The organism is Enterobacter cloacae complex sp. I3, assembly GCF_014896175.1.
Lineage (GTDB): Bacteria > Pseudomonadota > Gammaproteobacteria > Enterobacterales > Enterobacteriaceae > Enterobacter > Enterobacter bugandensis.
In genome coordinates, this window is sequence record NZ_JADBQZ010000004.1 from 165,779 (window position 1) to 184,228 (window position 18,450).

General features: G+C 55.7%; 17 protein-coding genes. 7 read left to right on the forward strand and 10 right to left on the reverse strand.

Features of this window, described 5'->3' with window-relative positions; genetic code table 11:
- The first annotated feature begins 57 nt into the window (after nucleotides 1-57).
- On the forward strand, nucleotides 58-933 hold the full coding sequence (locus tag IM271_RS04400) for a benzoate transporter (RefSeq protein ID WP_059358253.1): 876 nt from the start codon (nucleotides 58-60) through the stop codon (nucleotides 931-933).
- 440 nt (nucleotides 934-1,373) lie between these two features.
- Here IM271_RS04400 and IM271_RS04405 read toward each other — a convergent pair whose 3' ends face one another.
- The 3 genes from IM271_RS04405 to yobA are packed head-to-tail and all read right to left on the reverse strand — an operon-like array spanning nucleotide 1,374 to nucleotide 2,971.
- Nucleotides 1,374-1,712 carry a YebY family protein gene (locus tag IM271_RS04405; RefSeq protein ID WP_028013604.1) on the reverse strand — a complete coding sequence of 113 codons (339 nt, stop codon included), beginning with the start codon at nucleotides 1,710-1,712 and terminating at the stop codon, nucleotides 1,374-1,376.
- A 16-nt stretch (nucleotides 1,713-1,728) separates the two neighbouring features.
- A complete protein-coding gene (copD, locus tag IM271_RS04410; RefSeq protein ID WP_041909468.1) occupies nucleotides 1,729-2,598 on the reverse strand; it encodes a copper homeostasis membrane protein CopD in 870 nt (289 codons plus the stop codon).
- Nucleotide 2,599: 1 nt separating this feature from the next.
- A complete protein-coding gene (gene yobA, locus IM271_RS04415) occupies nucleotides 2,600-2,971 on the reverse strand; it encodes a CopC domain-containing protein YobA (protein ID WP_192987334.1) in 372 nt (123 codons plus the stop codon).
- Nucleotides 2,972-3,107: 136 nt separating this feature from the next.
- Between yobA and IM271_RS04420 the strand changes: the two genes are divergently transcribed.
- From IM271_RS04420 to exoX, 3 genes are all read left to right on the forward strand, one after another.
- On the forward strand, nucleotides 3,108-3,338 hold the full coding sequence (locus IM271_RS04420) for a DNA polymerase III subunit theta (RefSeq protein WP_008500465.1): 231 nt from the start codon (nucleotides 3,108-3,110) through the stop codon (nucleotides 3,336-3,338).
- Nucleotides 3,339-3,448: 110 nt separating this feature from the next.
- Nucleotides 3,449-4,099: a nitrilase-related carbon-nitrogen hydrolase gene (locus IM271_RS04425; protein WP_049138839.1), complete on the forward strand. Its 651-nt coding sequence runs from the start codon at nucleotides 3,449-3,451 to the stop codon at nucleotides 4,097-4,099.
- Between the two features lie 24 nt (nucleotides 4,100-4,123).
- A complete protein-coding gene (gene exoX / locus IM271_RS04430; protein ID WP_192987280.1) occupies nucleotides 4,124-4,786 on the forward strand; it encodes an exodeoxyribonuclease X in 663 nt (220 codons plus the stop codon).
- On the opposite strand, the gene ptrB is transcribed toward exoX, so the two are convergent.
- A complete protein-coding gene (gene ptrB / locus IM271_RS04435; protein WP_041909462.1) occupies nucleotides 4,783-6,843 on the reverse strand; it encodes an oligopeptidase B in 2,061 nt (686 codons plus the stop codon). The genes exoX and ptrB overlap by 4 nt on opposite strands.
- An 85-nt stretch (nucleotides 6,844-6,928) precedes the next feature.
- Complete coding sequence (locus IM271_RS04440) at nucleotides 6,929-7,579, reverse strand: tellurite resistance TerB family protein (RefSeq protein WP_045260314.1); 651 nt, start codon at nucleotides 7,577-7,579, stop codon at nucleotides 6,929-6,931.
- Nucleotides 7,580-7,749: 170 nt separating this feature from the next.
- Between IM271_RS04440 and purT the strand changes: the two genes are divergently transcribed.
- Complete coding sequence (gene purT / locus IM271_RS04445) at nucleotides 7,750-8,928, forward strand: formate-dependent phosphoribosylglycinamide formyltransferase (protein ID WP_193052222.1); 1,179 nt, start codon at nucleotides 7,750-7,752, stop codon at nucleotides 8,926-8,928.
- Between the two features lie 42 nt (nucleotides 8,929-8,970).
- Here purT and kdgA read toward each other — a convergent pair whose 3' ends face one another.
- From kdgA to zwf, 3 genes are all read right to left on the reverse strand, one after another.
- On the reverse strand, nucleotides 8,971-9,612 hold the full coding sequence (gene kdgA / locus IM271_RS04450) for a bifunctional 4-hydroxy-2-oxoglutarate aldolase/2-dehydro-3-deoxy-phosphogluconate aldolase (protein WP_014884307.1): 642 nt from the start codon (nucleotides 9,610-9,612) through the stop codon (nucleotides 8,971-8,973).
- Nucleotides 9,613-9,651: 39 nt separating this feature from the next.
- Entirely contained in the window at nucleotides 9,652-11,463 is a 1,812-nt protein-coding gene (gene edd / locus IM271_RS04455; protein ID WP_193052223.1) for a phosphogluconate dehydratase, read from the reverse strand.
- A 234-nt stretch (nucleotides 11,464-11,697) separates the two neighbouring features.
- A complete protein-coding gene (gene zwf, locus IM271_RS04460; protein WP_028013613.1) occupies nucleotides 11,698-13,173 on the reverse strand; it encodes a glucose-6-phosphate dehydrogenase in 1,476 nt (491 codons plus the stop codon).
- Nucleotides 13,174-13,531: 358 nt separating this feature from the next.
- Here zwf and IM271_RS04465 point away from each other — a divergent pair, with 358 nt between their 5' ends.
- Together IM271_RS04465 and pyk are read left to right on the forward strand one after the other, a co-directional pair.
- Nucleotides 13,532-14,401 (forward strand): MurR/RpiR family transcriptional regulator, encoded by an 870-nt coding sequence (locus tag IM271_RS04465; RefSeq protein WP_028013615.1) that lies wholly within the window; start codon nucleotides 13,532-13,534, stop codon nucleotides 14,399-14,401.
- A gap of 139 nt (nucleotides 14,402-14,540) precedes the next feature.
- On the forward strand, nucleotides 14,541-15,983 hold the full coding sequence (pyk, locus tag IM271_RS04470) for a pyruvate kinase (protein ID WP_028013616.1): 1,443 nt from the start codon (nucleotides 14,541-14,543) through the stop codon (nucleotides 15,981-15,983).
- A gap of 48 nt (nucleotides 15,984-16,031) precedes the next feature.
- On the opposite strand, the gene lpxM is transcribed toward pyk, so the two are convergent.
- Both lpxM and mepM read right to left on the reverse strand, forming a co-directional pair.
- On the reverse strand, nucleotides 16,032-17,003 hold the full coding sequence (gene lpxM / locus IM271_RS04475) for a lauroyl-Kdo(2)-lipid IV(A) myristoyltransferase (protein ID WP_028013618.1): 972 nt from the start codon (nucleotides 17,001-17,003) through the stop codon (nucleotides 16,032-16,034).
- 120 nt (nucleotides 17,004-17,123) lie between these two features.
- Complete coding sequence (gene mepM / locus IM271_RS04480; protein ID WP_028013619.1) at nucleotides 17,124-18,443, reverse strand: murein DD-endopeptidase MepM; 1,320 nt, start codon at nucleotides 18,441-18,443, stop codon at nucleotides 17,124-17,126.
- Between the last annotated feature and the right edge of the window lie 7 nt (nucleotides 18,444-18,450).

Genomic DNA, 18,450 nt, shown 5'->3' on the forward strand with positions numbered 1-18,450 from the left:
AAAATAGCGAATGCGTTGGAAAAGCGCAGTGTAGACGCAAATTTAAGGACTTTAATGATGATTTACGACTGCTTCTTGTATTACGATGAAGATATGCTTCTTGATATCAGGCTGAATACGCTAGCAGGCGTTGTTGATCGCTTCGTTATTGTTGAGTCAACGCATACCTTTACCGGCAAAAAGCGGCAGCTTCACTTTGACATAAATAAATACGGTCCTTTTAAAGATAAAATTATTTATGTTGTGCATGATGAAACACCTCTCATGAAAGCCTCTGACGGCGGCGATCGGCATCAGGACGGTCTGGTGGTGGATGCATGGGCGAATGAAGCCGCGCAGAGAAATGCCATCATGCAGGGCCTCAAAAGTGCTAAAGATGATGATTTGATTTTAATTTCCGATGTGGACGAGATTTTTTCACCACAGGTTATCGGCTCTATCAACGCGAATAAACTCTGCACAACGCTTTATCAGAACTTTTATAATTATCAGTTTAATCTGCAGGTTTTTAATACAGATAACACCCCAAGAAAATGTAAACTGCCGAGAGCCACAAAATATAAAAACCTCGTTCATTTTTTTGGCGGCGAGCCTGAGTCGTTCAGAAATCTTAAACGCACCAGAAGCGTCAAAAACTGGTCCTGGCTTAAATGGAACTGGTTCAAACTTAACAATCGCATCATTGAAAATAGTGGCTGGCATTTCTCATGGGTTATGACCCCTGAACGCATATCAGAAAAAATGTCCACCATATCCCACACGGAATACGATCTGCCTGAGTTCAACAACCCGGAACATATCATGAAGGTGATAAAAAACGCCGAAGATATCTGGGGACGAGACAGGAAGTTAATCAGGCAAGAGCTGTCGGCAGACAATTTCCCCGAGTATATCGTTAACAACAAAGATAAATTCAGGGAATTCATTATTTAACTATCAGACCGGGCCTTTACTTCACCGACGAAGATTCCACAGCGATCGCCCGGCCACAATTTTTTAACAAAGATGCCAAAAAACCCTGGACGTACGCGGTCCTGAGTATGTTATGGTTTAGTCAGGATAGGGAACTGTCCAGCCATTCTCGGGGTTTTCGGTCCATAACCAAAAAACCTTTTGAGAAACATAGAGATAAAAAGAGACCGAATACGATTCCTGTATTCGGTCCAGGGAAATGGCTCTTGGGAGAGAGCCGTGCGCTAAAAGTTGGCATTAATGCAGGCTAAGTCGCCTTGCCTTTTAAGAATAGATGACGACGCCAGGTTTTCCAGTCCACAGCAAAAGTGGCCTGAAAAAAAGCGTCAGAGCATCATTAAAAGTGAAAAACCGCAGTGCTCTGGCGAGCATCTGCGGTTTTTTTATTGGAAACCTGAACGTCAGCAGAGCTTGTCAGCGCGCTCGATAAACGGTGCCAGGCTCATCTTCTGCCCCGGGTTGGCCGGGTCATCAATCTGAATCACGCTGACTGGCTGACCGCTGCTCTTGCCACTAGCGACCTGCTGCTCAGCAGTATCGTTGAGCGGGTACTGGACCAGCGTGCTCGGGTTGATCGCATACAGCGCATGGCCCGGACGGCAGGTCAGCATCACCTCTTCGCGATTAAAGGCCCATTTGTCTTTGCCCACTTCAAAGCGGCTTACGGTGATTACCTGCGGTGCCGCCAGAGCGCTTCCCGCGCAGGCCAGCAATAAGAGAGAAAGTACTGTCTTTTTCATTTAATAGTTAACCTTGTCAGAAGGGTTCCCAGGTAGCAAACAGACTGACCGTTGCCAGAACCAGCGCGCCCAGCACCACCTCTGCCTGTGTCATCCTGATAAACATCTGTTGTGCGCGCCCGGAATCCGGACGGAACCGTGGCACCAGAAAATACCGATTTGCCAGCGCAATTGCCACCATCAACGCCACGAGAGCACATTTGAACAACAAAAACTGCACGTAGCCAGCCTGCCAGGGAATATGGATGCCCAGAATCAACAGCGCATTCACTACGCCGGTAAGCAGCACGCCTGCGACGGCATAATGCCCCACGCGCGAGAAACGCATCATGGTATAGATGGCCGCGTTCTGCCAGCGTCCTTTCGCCAGACGCATGCAAAACAGCAGCGGCAGCAATCCACCCACCCAGGTTGCGGCACACAGCAGGTGAACAGCATGATTGATTCGCTGTATCGCCCCCATCGGGCCGTCGCTCATCGCCGCGTGCCCTACACCTGCCAGCAGGATAAGCTGGCCCATGGCGAGCAGCAGCAGGCGCGAGCCTTTCAGCGGCGCGAGCCACGCGACGACAACGGTGATGGCAGCGAGGATAATTTGCCACAACCAGACGCCACCAAACCGCGTTCCCAGCACGCTGTTCCAGATTTGCGGGTTAAACACATCGCCCCAGCCGTTGCCCATTAAGCCGCCCTGAAGCATAAACATCAGGATCGCAGCGGTCAGGCTGACGATGGACGCCACTCTCTGCTGGAGCTGGAAACGCCGGGCCATCAGGCGGTGCAGCCCGGAAGGCGCAAACCAGACGCTGTAAAGCGCGTTGCCAAAAACGAGCATTAACGCCGCAAAATGGATAAAGCGCAATCCTACGTATAACAGTCCCAGCATGCTATTTCACGCTGAAGCGATAGCTGCCTTTGGTTTTATGGCCGTCGACGGAAACCACGTGCCAGTCCACCCGGTAAGCCCCCGGCGCCAGCGTCTGTTCCAGCGGAACGGTCAGCTGTGCTTTGTTCTTTTCGTCTCGCGTGGCGGTACCGGTTTTGATCACCTGCTTTTGCGCATCCGTCACCACGACGCCGCTAAATCCGGGCTCGATACCTTCGGAGAAACTCAGCGTCAGCACCTGCGGTGACGCCACCTGGCTGTCCGCTGCCGGGCTCTGCTGCTCAAGATGCGCATGCGCCAGCACGGAGGGTGAGATTACCGTTGAGGCCAAAAAAACCAGTGCGCATACCGCGCGGGAAGCGGATAAACCCATCACAATCATTCCTTTTTGTTATGTCTGTATGCTAAAGAATAACGCTGTATAATAAACGAGTCGAGGATCATCCCGCTCTGCTTGTCATCGTCGCGCAATCGCGGTAACGTTGCCGCCGCAAAATAAGGAGAAGGTAATGAAGATCAATCTGGCCGCCCTTCCTCAGGACGAGATGGATAAAGTGAATGTCGATCTCGCTGCCGCTGGCGTCGCCTTTAAAGAGCGTTACAACATGCCCGTCGTGGCTGAAGTGGTGGAGCGAGAACAGCCTGCCCATCTGCGTGACTGGTTTCGCGAAAGGTTAATTGCCCACCGTCTCGCCTCGGTCAACCTCTCCCGCTTGCCGTACGAGCCGAAAGTTAAATAAGCTTAACGACTCGTTACACTTCCTTACGCGGAATCTGGCAGGATAAGAAAACCCTGATTAAATTAGGTGTACTCTTTAATCCCTGCGACTCTGTGTATAAGGAAGTCACGATGTCACATTGGAATATTGCGGCAGCCCAGTATGGCGGGCAGCATCACAGCGTAGATGACCATATTGCGCACCATCTCCACTTTATTGCCGAAGCAGCACATCATCAGTGCGATTTGCTGGTTTTCCCGGAACTCTCATTAACCGGCCCGGGCGCGACGGCATTACCGCTTCCGCCCGAAGACGATCGACTACAGCCATTGCTTGATGCCGCGCATTTTTACCGCATTACCCTCATTGCAGGGCTTCCCGTTGAACGAAACGGTCAGCGCCAGAAAGGCCTTGCGCTGTTTATCCCCTCCCGCGATCGTATTCTGCGTTACCCTCAGGGGAGCGGCGCCAGCCTTGTGCCGGGTGATAAACAACTCACGATTATAGATGGGCAAAGCGATTCACCGAATCTTGATCCGCAGGCAACACTCTTCACCAGTTGCCAGTCGGTGAGGGATTACCGCTGGCGACAGTCCATCAATACCCTGCAGCGCTTTGCGCACAGGTATGCCATCGCGGTGTTAATGGCAAATGCCGGCGCGGGCAGCGCGTTATGGGATGAAAAAGGCCAGCTGATTGTTCGGGCAGATAAGGGTGAGCTCCTGTTGACCGGCACGCGCAACGGACAGGGTTGGCAAGGCGATATCATTCCTTTAGGCTAAGCGTTTTTAGCTCAGGAGATTTTCATGCTGCGCGTCATTGATACCGAAACTTGCGATCTTCAGGGCGGAATTGTGGAAGTGGCCTCGGTCGACGTGGTTGATGGAAAAATCGTCAACCCGATGAGCCATCTGGTGCGCCCCGATCGTCCTATTAGCCCACAGGCCATGGCTATCCATCGCATTACAGAATCAATGGTGGCGGATAAACCCTGGATAGAAGACGTTATCCCGCACTACTACGGCAGCCCATGGTACGTTGCCCACAACGCCAGCTTTGACCGTAGGGTACTCCCCGAAATGCCCGGGGAGTGGATTTGTACCATGAAGCTGGCGCGTCGCCTCTGGCCAGGGATCAAATACAGCAATATGGCGCTGTATAAATCCCGCAAGCTCAGCGTCAGAACCCCTGAAGGGCTGCACCATCACCGCGCCCTGTATGACTGCTATATCACCGCTGCGCTACTCATAGATATTATGAACACATCGGGCTGGACGCCGGATGATATGGCAACGATCACCGGACGCCCTGCGCTGCTGACGACGTTCACCTTCGGCAAATACCGCGGGAGAGCGGTATCGGATATTGCAGATAAAGATCCGGGCTATCTACGCTGGCTGTATAACAACCTCGAAAAAATGAGCCCGGAGCTGCGCTTAACCCTGAAACACTATCTGGGCGAAGCTTAACGCTGCACACGGCCTGGCAACGTATCCTGCGCCAGGCCTATCAAAAAGGCATACTCCAGGGCCACCCCTTCGTAGGATTTGAATCGACCCGATTTCCCCCCGTGCCCGGAGTCCATATCGGTGCAGAGCAGCAGCAGGTTGTCATCGGTTTTCAGCTCCCGCAGCTTTGCTACCCATTTTGCCGGTTCCCAGTATTGCACCTGTGAATCGTGCAAACCGGTCGTCACCAGCATGTGCGGGTACGCTTTCGCTTCTACGTTGTCATACGGGCTGTACTCTTTCATATAGCGATAATAGGTTTCATCCTGCGGGTTGCCCCACTCCTCAAACTCCCCGGTCGTCAAAGGGATGGACTCATCGAGCATGGTGGTAACCACATCGACAAACGGGACCTGCGCAACAATGCCCTTAAAGCGTTCGGGCCGCTGATTGATGACCGCCCCCATCAGCATCCCCCCCGCGCTGCCGCCCATGCCGAAGCAAAGCTGAGGATCGCCATAGCCTTGCTCAATCAGCGCATCGCAGACGTCGAGATAGTCGTTGAAGGTGTTTTTCTTTTTCAGGAATTTCCCGTCTTCATACCAGTGCTGCCCCAGCTCGCCGCCGCCGCGAATATGGGCAATGGCGAAAACAAAGCCGCGGTCGAGCAGGCTTAATCTGCTGCTGCTGAAGTCGGCATCCATGCTGGAGCCATAAGAGCCGTAGCCGTAGACCAGGATCGGATTTTTACCCTTCTGGAAATGCGCCTTATGATAAACGAGCGAAACAGGCACTTCCACGCCATCGCGCGCGGTGACCCACAGGTGTTCGCTGCGGTAATTGTCGGAATCAAAGCCCTTCACTTCGGTTTGCTTAAGCACCTGGCGCTGTCCGGTATCCATATCCAGCTCGAAGAGCGTATCCGGCGTGGTCATGGACGAGTAGCCGTAGCGCAGCCGGGACGATTCAGGTTCCGGGTTAAAGCCGATCCACGTGACGTAGGCCGGATCGTCGAACGCAATCCCTATCACCTCACGCGTTTTACGGTTGATCTGCCGGATACTGGTCAGCCCACGCTGGCGCTCCTCCACCACCAGCCAGTCGGTAAACAGCGTGAACCCTTCCAGCATCACCTGATCCCGCGCGGGAATGAGCACCTCCCACTTGCGCTCGTCGCGCACCTTGGTTTTGTACAGACCAAAGTTCTTGCCTTCACGATTCGAACGCAGATAAAAGCTGTGCTGGAAGTGATCCAGGCTGTACTCGTGGTCCTTGCGGCGCGGCAGGAAACAGAGCGGCTGGGCGTCAGGCAGTTCGGCATCCAGGAGCAGCACTTCCGAGGTGGTGGCGCTGGCGAGGAAGATAATCACATAGTGGCGCGAGGAGGTTTTATGCAGGCTGACATAAAACGTTTCGTCTTTCTCTTCATAGACCAGCTCGTCATCGGCTGAGTCCGTGCCTACGGTATGGCGCCACACCTGATAAGGCAGCAGCGTGGAGGCGTGCTTTTTAACGTAGTAGACCGTCTCGGAATCGTTCGCCCAGACAAAATCCGGGGAGACGTTTTCCAGCATTTCCGGATACCAGTTGCCGGTTTCCAGATTGCGAAAACGCAGGCCGTACTGGCGCCGGGAGAGATAATCCTCCGCAAGCGCCATGATGGTGTTGTCCGGGGAGATGGACATACCACCCAGGGTATAAAACTCGCTGTGGGCGGCACGCTGGTTCGCATCCAGCAAAATGTCCCATTCATCCCACTCGGCGCTTAATACCGACTGTCGTTGATAGATGGGATACTCGTTGCCCGGCTCATAGATATGGCGATAGCGATAGCCGTTTTTGGTCCAGGGCGCGGAGATGTCGCGCTGGGGAATACGCTGCACCATTTCATTCAGCAGCTGGTCCTGAAGCGCCTGCTGGCTGGCCATGACCCTGCGGCCATAGTCGTTTTCCTCGTGCAGGTAGTCGAGCACCTCTGGCCGGGAACGCGAATCGTCCCGCAGCCAGTAATAGTTGTCTATGCGCGTATCGCCATGCGTGACGATCGCATAAGGAGTACGTCGGGCTTTCGGTGGCATGTCATCATTCTTTTAAGTTTTACACCCTATAAGGTTGGCAAAACCCGCGCATGATGCAAGCGAAACATGACCCCGGGGACGCGAGTTAGCCCTGTAGCGCCTGTTTTTGTTCCCCGATATCTTTTTCTATCCCCTCGCGCACGTCCTGAGGGATCTTCAGCGCGTCGCCGAGGGCGTTAAGGTAGCTACGCTCCATAAAGTGATCGATATCTATGGCGGCACAGCTGAGAAAATAGAGTTCCAGCGCCTCTTCCTCATTTTTCACGCTCAGTGCCAGACGCTGCGGATCGAGCGGCTGTTCAATGGCCTGCGCCACCAGCGTTCTGCCCTGTTCTTCAACACCCGCCTCGCGCAGCTGCTGTTCGATAGCCGCTCTTTCATTATCATCAATATGCCCGTCGCTTTTGGCGGCGAAAACCAGCGCCAGGATGAGCCGCTCCGTGCGCAGATCCAGCGGAGAAGTATGCTCCCCATAGTGAGGTTCATCGCGGTGCGCCGCTCGCACCCTGTCCTTATATTTGTTCCACAGCACGGTGCCGGCGATAGCGCCGCCCCCGGCCAGCAGCGCGCCGGTACCGTACTTCGCCAGCAGCTTGCGTGAGGATTTATTGGCAACCAGCAGCCCTGCCAGCCCACCGAGCGCCCCCGGTACCAGCAGTTTGCTCAGCCCCTGCTCGCCGGAACCAGACGTTTTCTGCCCTAACATGGATTGCAGTTGATTTAACCAGCCTGACATGGTTTCCCTCGCTTAACGGTTAACATGTTCTCCAGCGTAAGCGAGCAGGCGTCAGGAAATGTCCATCAAGCCTAAAGAAGCGCAAATTTCTGGTCTGCCCTTTTGCCGTGCGCAAGACAGACGCAAACGTTTTCGTTTATACTGCGCGCATCTTTTTCAGGGGGAATGTTATGACTCGTTTAGGAACCGCGCTGCGACCTGCGGCGACGCGCGTAATGCTGTTGGGATCGGGCGAACTGGGTAAAGAAGTCGCCATTGAGTGTCAGCGTTTAGGGGTGGAGGTGATTGCCGTAGACCGCTACGCCGACGCGCCCGCCATGCACGTCGCCCATCGTTCTTATGTGATTAACATGCTGGACGGTGATGCCCTGCGCACGCTCATTGCACGGGAGAAACCGGATTTTGTCGTGCCGGAAATTGAAGCTATCGCAACCGATACGCTGATCGCCCTTGAGCAGGAAGGCCAGCGCGTGGTGCCCTGCGCGAAAGCCGCAAAGCTGACCATGAACCGTGAAGGCATTCGCCGCCTGGCGGCGGAGGAGCTGGGGCTGCCTACTTCAAGCTACCGTTTTGCGGGTGACAAAGCCGCATTCCTGCAGGCCGTTGAAGAGATTGGCTACCCGTGCATCATTAAGCCGGTGATGAGCTCTTCCGGAAAAGGTCAGAGCTTTATTCGCGACAGCAGCGCGCTGGACAGCGCGTGGGATTATGCGCAACAGGGTGGCCGTGCCGGTGCCGGTCGCGTGATCGTCGAAGGCGTGGTGAAGTTTGATTTCGAAATCACTCTGCTCACCGTCAGTGCCGTGGACGGCGTCCATTTCTGCGACCCGATTGGCCACCGCCAGGAAGATGGCGATTATCGTGAATCCTGGCAGCCGCAGCAGATGAGCGACCTGGCGCTGGAGCGTACCCGGGAGATTGCCCGTAAGACCGTTCTGGCCCTGGGCGGTTATGGCCTGTTCGGCGTGGAGCTGTTCGTCTGCGGAGACGAAGTGATCTTCAGCGAAGCCTCCCCTCGCCCGCACGACACCGGTATGGTCACGCTCATTTCGCAGGATCTCTCGGAGTTCGCCCTGCACGTGCGCGCCTTCCTCGGCCTGCCGGTTGGCGGCATCCGCCAGTACGGCCCGGCGGCGTCGGCGGTGATCCTTCCGCAGTTGACCAGCCAGAATGTGACGTTTGATAACGTCGAAGGCGCGGTGGGCGCAGGCCTGCAGGTCCGTCTGTTCGGCAAGCCGGAGATCGACGGTACGCGTCGTCTGGGCGTGGCGTTAGCCACCGGAGATAACGTTGACGAGGCCGTAGCAAGAGCAAAAGCGGCGGCTGCGAACGTTCAGGTAGCAGGATAAAAAAAACGGGCCGAAAGGCCCGTTTTTCATGCTGCATATGGCTTACTGCTTCGCGCCTTCAACCGCTTCACGAGCCAGTTTCGTGATGCGATCCCAGTCGCCCGCTTCCAGCGCATCCGCCGGAACCAGCCATGAGCCGCCGATGCACAGCACGCTTTTCAGCGCCAGGTAGTCGCGGTAGTTAGCCGGGGAGATACCGCCCGTCGGGCAGAAGCGTACCTGAGAGAAAGGACCGGCAATCGCCTGCAGCGCTTTGGTGCCGCCGTTCGCTTCCGCCGGGAAGAATTTGAACTCTTTCAGACCGTAGTCCATGCCCAGCATCAGTTCAGAAACGGTGCTGATGCCCGGGATCAAGGGAATGGTGCCTTCGGTCGCGGCCTTCAGCAGCGGCTCGGTCAGGCCCGGGCTGATGGCAAACTGTGCGCCGGCTTCGGTCACTTCCGCCAGCTGCTGCGCGTTGAGAACGGTACCCGCACCGATGATGGCGTCCGGCACTTCTTTAGCGATGGCGCGGATGGCATCCATCGCGCAGGCGGTACGCAGGGTCACTTCCAGAACGCGAACGCCGCCCGCAACCAGCGCTTTCGCCATTGGCACAGCGTGCTCCAGCTTGTTTACCACGATAACCGGCACGACAGGGCCAGTGGTCAGGATTGCTTCTGCACTTGTTTTCCAGTTTTTCATCAGAGTTCTCTCTCGCCAGATCGTTAAAATCAAGTCGTCTTAAAACGTAATACAGGTTGCGCCCTGCTCCGCACCGGAGAGCTTCTCACGCAGCGCGCTGAACATTTCGCGTCCGGTCCCCACGCGCGATGCGCTCAGGTCAGGAATATGAGGCTGACGTGCCGCCAGCTCCGCGTCATCCACCAGCAGGGTCAACTCGCCAGTCTGGCCGTTCACGCGGATCATGTCGCCGTCGCGCACTTTCGCCAGCAAGCCGCCGTCGTAGGCTTCAGGCGTGACGTGGATGGCGGAAGGCACTTTGCCGGATGCGCCTGACAGGCGGCCATCGGTCACTAACGCAATTTTGAAACGGCGGTCCAATAATACACCAAGTGGTGGCATAAGTTTATGTAATTCTGGCATGCCGTTCGCTTTTGGCCCCTGATGACGCACGACCACCACGCAGTCTTTATCAAGCAGACCGGCGTCGAAGGCAGGCAACACGTCGTGCTGGCTTTCAAACACTACCGCCGGGGCCTCGATAACCTGGTTCTCTTCCGGCACGGCAGAGGTTTTCATCACCGCGCGGCCAAGGTTGCCGCTCAGCACTTTGGTACCGCCGTGGTGGGAGAACGGTTTGTCGATAGTGGCAATCACCTGCGGATCAAGAGACGCGGTTGCCCCGTCGCGCCAGTCCAGCTCGCCGTTGTTCAGCCACGGCTCCTGGGTGTAGCGCTGCAGACCAAATCCGGCTACGGTGTTCACGTCTTCATTCAGCAGACCGCCTTTCAGCAGCTCGCGCATCAGCAACGGCACGCCGCCCGCGGCCTGGAAGTGGTTGATGTCCGCCGGACCGTTCGGGTACAGACGCGCCATCAGCGGTACCACGGAGGAGATGTCGGAGAAGTCATCCCAGTTAATCAGGATACCCGCCGCGCGCGCCATGGCCACCAGGTGCATGGTGTGGTTAGTTGAACCGCCGGTCGCCAGCAGGGCGACGATACCGTTGACGATCACTTTTTCGTCGACCATTTTGCCCATCGGCATCCATTCATTGCCGTTTCCTGTCAGGCGCGTCACCTGACGGGCCGCGGCCTCGGTCAGCGCCTGGCGCAGCGGCGCGTCCGGCTGGATGAAGGACGAGCCCGGAAGCTGCATCCCCATAAACTCCACCACCATCTGGTTGGTGTTGGCCGTGCCGTAGAACGTACAGGTGCCCGGCGCATGGTAGGACGCGGCTTCGGCTTCCAGCAGCGCCTGACGATCGGCTTTGCCTTCCGCATACAGCTGGCGGATACGCACTTTTTCTTTATTCGGCAGACCGCTGGCCATCGGGCCGGACGGCACGAAAATCGCAGGCAGATGACCAAACGACAGCGCTGCCATCACCAGTCCCGGGACGATTTTGTCGCACACGCCGAGATACAGCGCACCATCAAACATGTTGTGTGACAGGCCCACCGCGGCAGACATTGCAATCACTTCGCGGCTCAGCAGCGACAGCTCCATACCATCCTGCCCCTGCGTCACGCCGTCGCACATGGCCGGGACGCCCCCTGCCACCTGCCCGACCGCGTTCACGCTGTGCAGCGCTTTACGAATGATGTTGGGATAGACCTCATACGGCTGATGCGCGGAGAGCATATCGTTATAGGACGTGATAATAGCGATATTGTTACGCAACATGCTTTTCAGGGAGGCTTTGTCATCAGGCTGGCAGGCGGCGAAGCCGTGGGCCAGGTTACCGCAGGCCAGCTGGGAGCGGTGAACGGTGTTGCTTTTCGCCTGTTCAATGCGGGCGAGGTAGGCCGAACGGGTCTCTTTCGAGCGCTCGATAATGCGTTGTGTTACGCGTAACAATACAGGATTCATAAAAGCTCCTTTAATTTATCTGTCCGGGCTCGGGAGTTTACAAAGTCGCTGGCGGTTGTTAACAACGCTGAAACGCTTGCTGTCCGGAGCTCAGGGGCAAAATCACTTCCGGCAGTGTAATAAAAAAAGCCCCGCGGGTGAATCCACGCGGAGCTTAAAAGTATAAAAATTGTGCCACTAGCTGTGTTAGATCATGTTACCGGTAAAATAACACTTTCGGGCTAGTGGATTATCCTACTCAAACTCATTCCAGGAGCGGCCATCGCGGGTGATCATCGCCACCGACGCCACAGGCCCCCATGTACCCGCCTGATACGGTTTTGGCGCATCCTGATCGGCAGCCCAGGCTTCGGTGATGGAATCGACCCATTTCCACGCCTCTTCCACTTCGTCGCGACGCACAAACAGCGCCTGGATACCGCGCATGGTTTCCAGCAGCAGACGCTCGTAAGCATCCGCAAGGTGCGTCTGGTTGAAGGTTTCGGAGTAGCTCAGATCCAGCTTGGTGGTCTGCAGGTTGTGCTTATGATCCAGGCCCGGCACTTTGTTGAGGATCTGGATATCCACCCCTTCGTCCGGCTGCAGACGGATGGTCAGCTTGTTCTGCGGCAGTTCCTGCCAGGACTCTTTGAACAGGTTCAGTTCCGGGTTCTTAAAGTAGACTACCACTTCGGAACACTTCGTCGGCAGACGCTTACCGGTACGCAGGTAGAACGGCACGCCCGCCCAGCGCCAGTCGTCGATATCCACGCGGATGGCCACAAACGTCTCGGTATTGCTGGACTTGTTCGCGCCCTCTTCTTCCAGGTAGCCTGGCACTTTTTTACCTTGCGCAAACCCGGCGGTGTACTGGCCGCGAACGGTTTTCTCGCGCACGTTGGAGCGGTCGATGCGGCGCAGCGACTTCAGCACTTTCACTTTGGCATCGCGGATGCTGTCAGCCGTCAGGTCAGACGGTGGAGACATGGCAATCATGCACAGAATTTGCAGCAGGTGGTTCTGGATCATGTCGCGCATCTGGCCGGCCTGGTCAAAGTAACCCCAGCGACCTTCAATCCCCACCTCTTCCGCCACGGTAATTTCCACGTGGTCAATGGTACGGTTGTCCCAGTTATTCACAAACAGGGAGTTAGCGAAACGCAGCGCCAGCAGGTTCAGTACCGTCTCTTTACCGAGATAGTGGTCGATACGGTAGACCTGGCACTCTTCAAAGAACTCGCCCACCTGGTCGTTAATTTCACGGGAGGTAGCCAGCGACGTCCCCAGCGGTTTTTCCATCACCACGCGCGCCGGCTTGGCGTTCAGTTTGGCTTCGCCCAGGCCTTTGCAGATGGCGCCAAAGGTGCTTGGCGGCATGGCGAAATAGTTAATGGTGACACGGTTTTTCTGATCCAGCATGGCACCCAGACGGGAAAACGCGCTGACGTCATTAACGTCCAGGTTGCAGAAATCGAGACGACCGCTGAGGGTATCCCACAAACTTTCATCAATTTTTTCCTTCATGAAAGTTTCGAGCGCCTCGCGGACAACTTTGGTATAAGCGTCCTTGTCCCAGTCGGCGCGCCCAACCCCCAGGATACGCGTATCCGGATGAATTTGGCCCGCTTTCTCCAGTTGATACAGGGAAGGCAGCAATTTCCGGCGTGCAAGATCGCCTTTCGCGCCGAAAATGACCAGGTCACATGCCTGGGCTGTTTGCGTTACCGCCATGTCATTCTCCTCAGTTGGATCACCTGGTGCTTCTGCCAGGTATCGTTGTAATTTTATTACAATGCACTGTACTGCTTTTACGTCATTCCCGAAACCATTAGCGCTTATCGTCTCGTGCGATACGGCGATTTTTCGCCATTCAGCCGATTATGGCGACGTAATGACGCAACAGCCGTCGATAATTTGCGCAACAGGGTCATAGCAAAACCCGACATCGATCAAGTAATGAAAAAAAACAACAACATTATCTCGTCGACTGTTACCCTTTAGGGAAGCCACAGGGGTAATATCGGCTAATCGAATCAAGATTTCATCAATGAGTGAAATCGTTTCCACCCCCATGAGCGCCTTGTTAACAATGAACATGCTTGAAAAAATCCAGTATCAACTGGAACACCTTAGCAAATCCGAGCGAAAAGTGGCTGAAGTCATTCTGGCCGCGCCCGCTCAGGCGATTCATTCAAGCATCGCCGCTCTGGCTCAGGAAGCGGGCGTCAGTGAACCGACGGTCAACCGCTTCTGCCGCAGCCTGGAAACGCGCGGCTTTCCTGATTTTAAACTGCATCTGGCACAAAGTCTGGCAAACGGCACCCCCTATGTTAATCGTAATGTGGATGAAGACGACAGCGTAGATGCCTATACGGCAAAAATATTTGAGTCGGCCATGGCCACGCTCGATCACGTTCGTCAAAGTCTGGATATGAGTTCAGTAAACCGCGCGGTGGATTTACTCACCCAGGCCAAACGCATTGCGTTCTTCGGTCTTGGCTCGTCAGCCGCCGTGGCGCACGACGCCATGAATAAATTCTTCCGCTTTAACGTGCCGGTTATTTATTCCGATGACATTGTGCTGCAACGCATGAGCTGTATGAATTGCAGTGAGGATGACGTCGTGGTACTGATTTCGCACACTGGCCGCACCAAAAGCCAAGTTGAGCTGGCGCAGCTGGCCCGTGAAAACGATGCCATGGTAATCGCCCTCACCACCGCCGGCACGCCGCTGGCGCGGGAGGCGACTCTCGCCATTACCCTGGACGTGCCTGAGGATACCGACATGTATATGCCAATGGTGTCCCGTCTGGCGCAACTCACGGTAATCGACGTGCTGGCGACCGGATTTACCTTACGCCGGGGCGCAAAATTCCGAGATAACTTGAAGCGAGTCAAGGAAGCGCTGAAGGAATCGCGTTTTGATAAAGAATTGCTTATAAAGAGCGATGTTCCCTGAAATTAGATAACGAAGACGTAACCCATAATTAGATGTAACGATTTTCGGCATTCGGCCCCCTCTTTGCTGCCTTGCGGTAGATGAAGGCCGATTCAATGTTCACGCAACACCAAAGTTGTTTCAGTCAACGGAGTATTACATGTCCAGAAGGCTTCGCAGAACCAAGATCGTCACCACCTTAGGCCCGGCCACCGATCGCGATAATAACCTCGAAAAGATTATCGCCGCTGGCGCCAACGTGGTGCGTATGAACTTCTCTCACGGTACGCCAGAAGACCATAAATTGCGTGCCGATAAAGTGCGTGAGATCGCCGCTAAGCTGGGCCGCCACGTCGCTATCCTCGGCGACCTGCAGGGTCCAAAAATTCGTGTATCAACCTTTAAAGAAGGTAAAGTTTTCCTCAATATCGGCGACAAATTCCTGCTGGATGCCAACCTCGGCAAAGGCGAAGGCGATAAAGAGAAAGTCGGGATCGACTATAAAGGCCTGCCGGCTGATGTGGTACCTGGCGATATCCTGCTGCTCGACGACGGTCGCGTCCAGCTGAAGGTGCTGGAAGTTCAGGGGATGAAAGTGTTCACTGAAGTCACCGTCGGCGGCCCGCTCTCCAACAATAAAGGCATCAACAAACTGGGCGGCGGCCTCTCTGCGGAAGCCCTGACCGACAAAGACAAAGCGGATATCGTAACGGCGGCCCAGATCGGCGTTGATTACCTGGCGGTCTCCTTCCCACGCTGTGGCGAAGATCTGAACTATGCGCGCCGCCTGGCCCGTGACGCAGGCTGTGATGCCAAAATCGTCGCTAAGGTTGAACGCGCGGAAGCCGTGTGCGATCAGGATGCGATGGACGATGTGATCCTCGCCTCTGACGTGGTGATGGTTGCCCGTGGCGATCTGGGCGTGGAAATCGGCGACCCTGAACTGGTCGGTATCCAGAAAGCGCTGATTCGTCGCGCACGTCAGCTGAACCGCGCGGTGATCACCGCCACCCAGATGATGGAATCCATGATCACTAACCCAATGCCAACCCGTGCGGAAGTCATGGACGTCGCTAACGCCGTGCTGGACGGTACCGATGCGGTGATGCTGTCAGCGGAAACCGCGGCAGGCCAGTATCCGGCAGAAACCGTGGCCGCAATGGCGCGCGTCTGCCTGGGCGCGGAGAAGATCCCAAGCATTAACGTCTCCAAGCACCGCCTGGATATCCAGTTCGACAATGTGGAAGAAGCGATTGCGATGTCCGCCATGTATGCGGCCAACCATCTGAAAGGCGTTACGGCGATCATCACCATGACCGAATCTGGCCGCACCGCGCTGATGACCTCTCGCATCAGTTCCGGCCTGCCGATTTTCGCTATGTCACGCCACGAGCGTACGCTGAACCTGACGGCGCTGTACCGCGGTGTTACCCCGGTACACTTCGACAGCACCAATGACGGCGTAGCCGCGGCGCACGATGCCGTAAACCTGCTGCGCGATAAAGGTTACCTGGTGTCTGGTGATATCGTCATCGTGACGCAGGGTGACGTGATGAGCACCATCGGCTCAACCAATACCACGCGCGTACTGACCGTAGAGTAAGATCCGATCCCCTCTCCCCTAAGGGGAGAGGGGCAAGGTGAAGGTTTTCTATTTCCTCGGGTAAAGCTCTTTACGCTTATAGGGCTCCGTCTCTCCCGGCTTCCGCGTTTTCAGCAGCTTCAGTATCCACGTGTACTGTTCGGTATGCGGCCCCACCAGCAGCTCCACCTCTTCGTTCATGCGGCGCGCGATGGTGCGATCGTCCGCGGTCAGCAGGTCATCCATCGGCGGACGGACTTCAATGCTCAGACGATGCGTTTTACCGTCGTAAACCGGAAAGAGCGGGATCACGCGGGCGCGACAGACCTTCATCAGGCGGCCAATCGCGGGGAGCGTGGCTTTGTAGGTCGCAAAGAAGTCGACAAACTCGCTGTGCTCAGGTCCGTGGTCCTGGTCCGGCAGATAGTAGCCCCAGTACCCCTGACGTACCGACTGAATAAACGGCTTGATGCCGTCGTTACGCGCATGCAAACGTCCGCCAAAACGACGACGTACCGTATTCCAGACAAAATCGTAGATTTTATTGCCCTGGTTATGGAACATCGCCGCCATTTTCTGCCCCTGGGAAGCCATCAGCATTGCCGGGATATCCACGCCCCAGCCGTGCGGCACGAGAAAAATGACCTTCTCATCATTGCGACGCATTTCGTCGATGATTTCCAGCCCTTTCCAGTCAACGCGGTCGATGATTTTTTCCGGTCCTTTCAGCGCCAGCTCCGCCATCATCGCCATGGCCTGCGGTGCGGTGGTATACATCGCGTCGATGATGGCCTCGCGCTCGGCATCGCTTTTTTCAGGAAAACAGTAATAGAGGTTGATCTGCGCACGACGACGCGCGCTTTTACCTAAGCGCCCGGCCAGACGGCCAATTTTTCCCAGTACGGGATCGCGCAGCGCGGCAGGCAGCATAGCGATGCCCGCAAAGGTGTAAACCCCCAGCCAGGCGCCCCAGTTGCGCGGGTGTCGAAAGGATTTTTCAAACTCAGGAATGTATTCAATATTATTTTTTTTTGTTTCCATGCTGGTTCCAGGGTCTGGTGACGCAAAAAATTATTCAGATAGTGTAGCGAGGCAGTCGCCCACGCACAAAAGAAAAAGCCGGCGCATGCTGACACCGGCTTTTTTCATAAAACAGTGAGCTTAGTTTAAGCTCAGCTGCGGTATCACCTCTCTCGCCTGCGCCAGGTAATCGGAACGATCTTTACCTGTCAGGCCTTCGGTGCGCGGCAGTTTGGCCGTCAGCGGGTTCACGGCCTGCTGGTTGATCCACACTTCATAGTGCAGATGCGGGCCAGTAGAGCGTCCGGTGTTGCCGGAGAGCGCGATACGGTCGCCGCGTTTCACTTTCTGCCCCGGTTTGACCAGCAGCTTACGCAGGTGCATATAGCGGGTGGTATAGGTACGACCATGACGGATAGCCACGTAATAGCCCGCTGCACCGCTGCGTTTTGCCATCACCACTTCGCCATCGCCAACGGACAGCACCGGCGTGCCCTGCGGCATCGCGAAGTCTACCCCGCGGTGAGGCGCAACGCGCCCGGTAACCGGGTTCAGACGACGCGGGTTAAAGTTAGAGGAGACGCGGAACTGTTTCGCCGTCGGGAAACGCAGGAAGCCTTTCGCAAGGCCCGTACCGCTGCGGTCATAGAACTTGCCATCTTCAGCGCGAATGGCGTAGTAATCTTTTCCCTCGGAGCGCAGACGCACCCCCAGCAGCTGGCTCTGCTCGCGCTTGCCGTCCAGCATTTCGCGGGACATCAGGACGGAAAACTCATCGCCTTTCTTCAGCTTACGGAAATCCATCTGCCACTGCATGGCTTTGATCACCGCGCTGATTTCACCGCTGGTCAGGCCCGCATCACGGGCGCTGGAAACAAAGCTTCCGCCCACGGTACCTTTCATCACGCTGTTAACCCAGTCGCCTTTCTGCATTTCACTGGTCATTTTGAAACCGTTTGCAGTGCGGTCATAGGTGCGGGTTTCGCGGCGGGACATTTCCCAGGTCAAACGCTGAAGATCGCCATCCGCCGTTAATGTCCAGGAGAGCTGTTGCCCGATTTTCAGGTTACGCAGGTCTTTATCCGCAGCGGCCAGCTGGCTGATATTGCCCATGTCGATACCGTACTGGTTGAGCACGCTGCTCAGCGTGTCACCGGTAGAGACAACGTATTCGTGGATCCCCGCTTCGTTCTCGGTTTTATCGTCCAGTTCATCCTGAGGGATAGCTTCATCTTCCTGAGCAGCCTGGTCGATAGGCTCGCTGGCTTCAGGCAGCAAAGAGCGGATCTCGCTCTTTTCAAGCTCGATGGTTTTAATGATAGGGGCAGAACTCGGGTGGTAAACATAGGGCCGCCAGACGGCGACCGCTAAGGTGAGAACTGTAAGCGACCCCAGCATAACGCGGTGGGGTCGAGGCAGATTGTTAAATGCCAGGGCGACAGAGCGGGCTATCTGTTGCACGTATTCA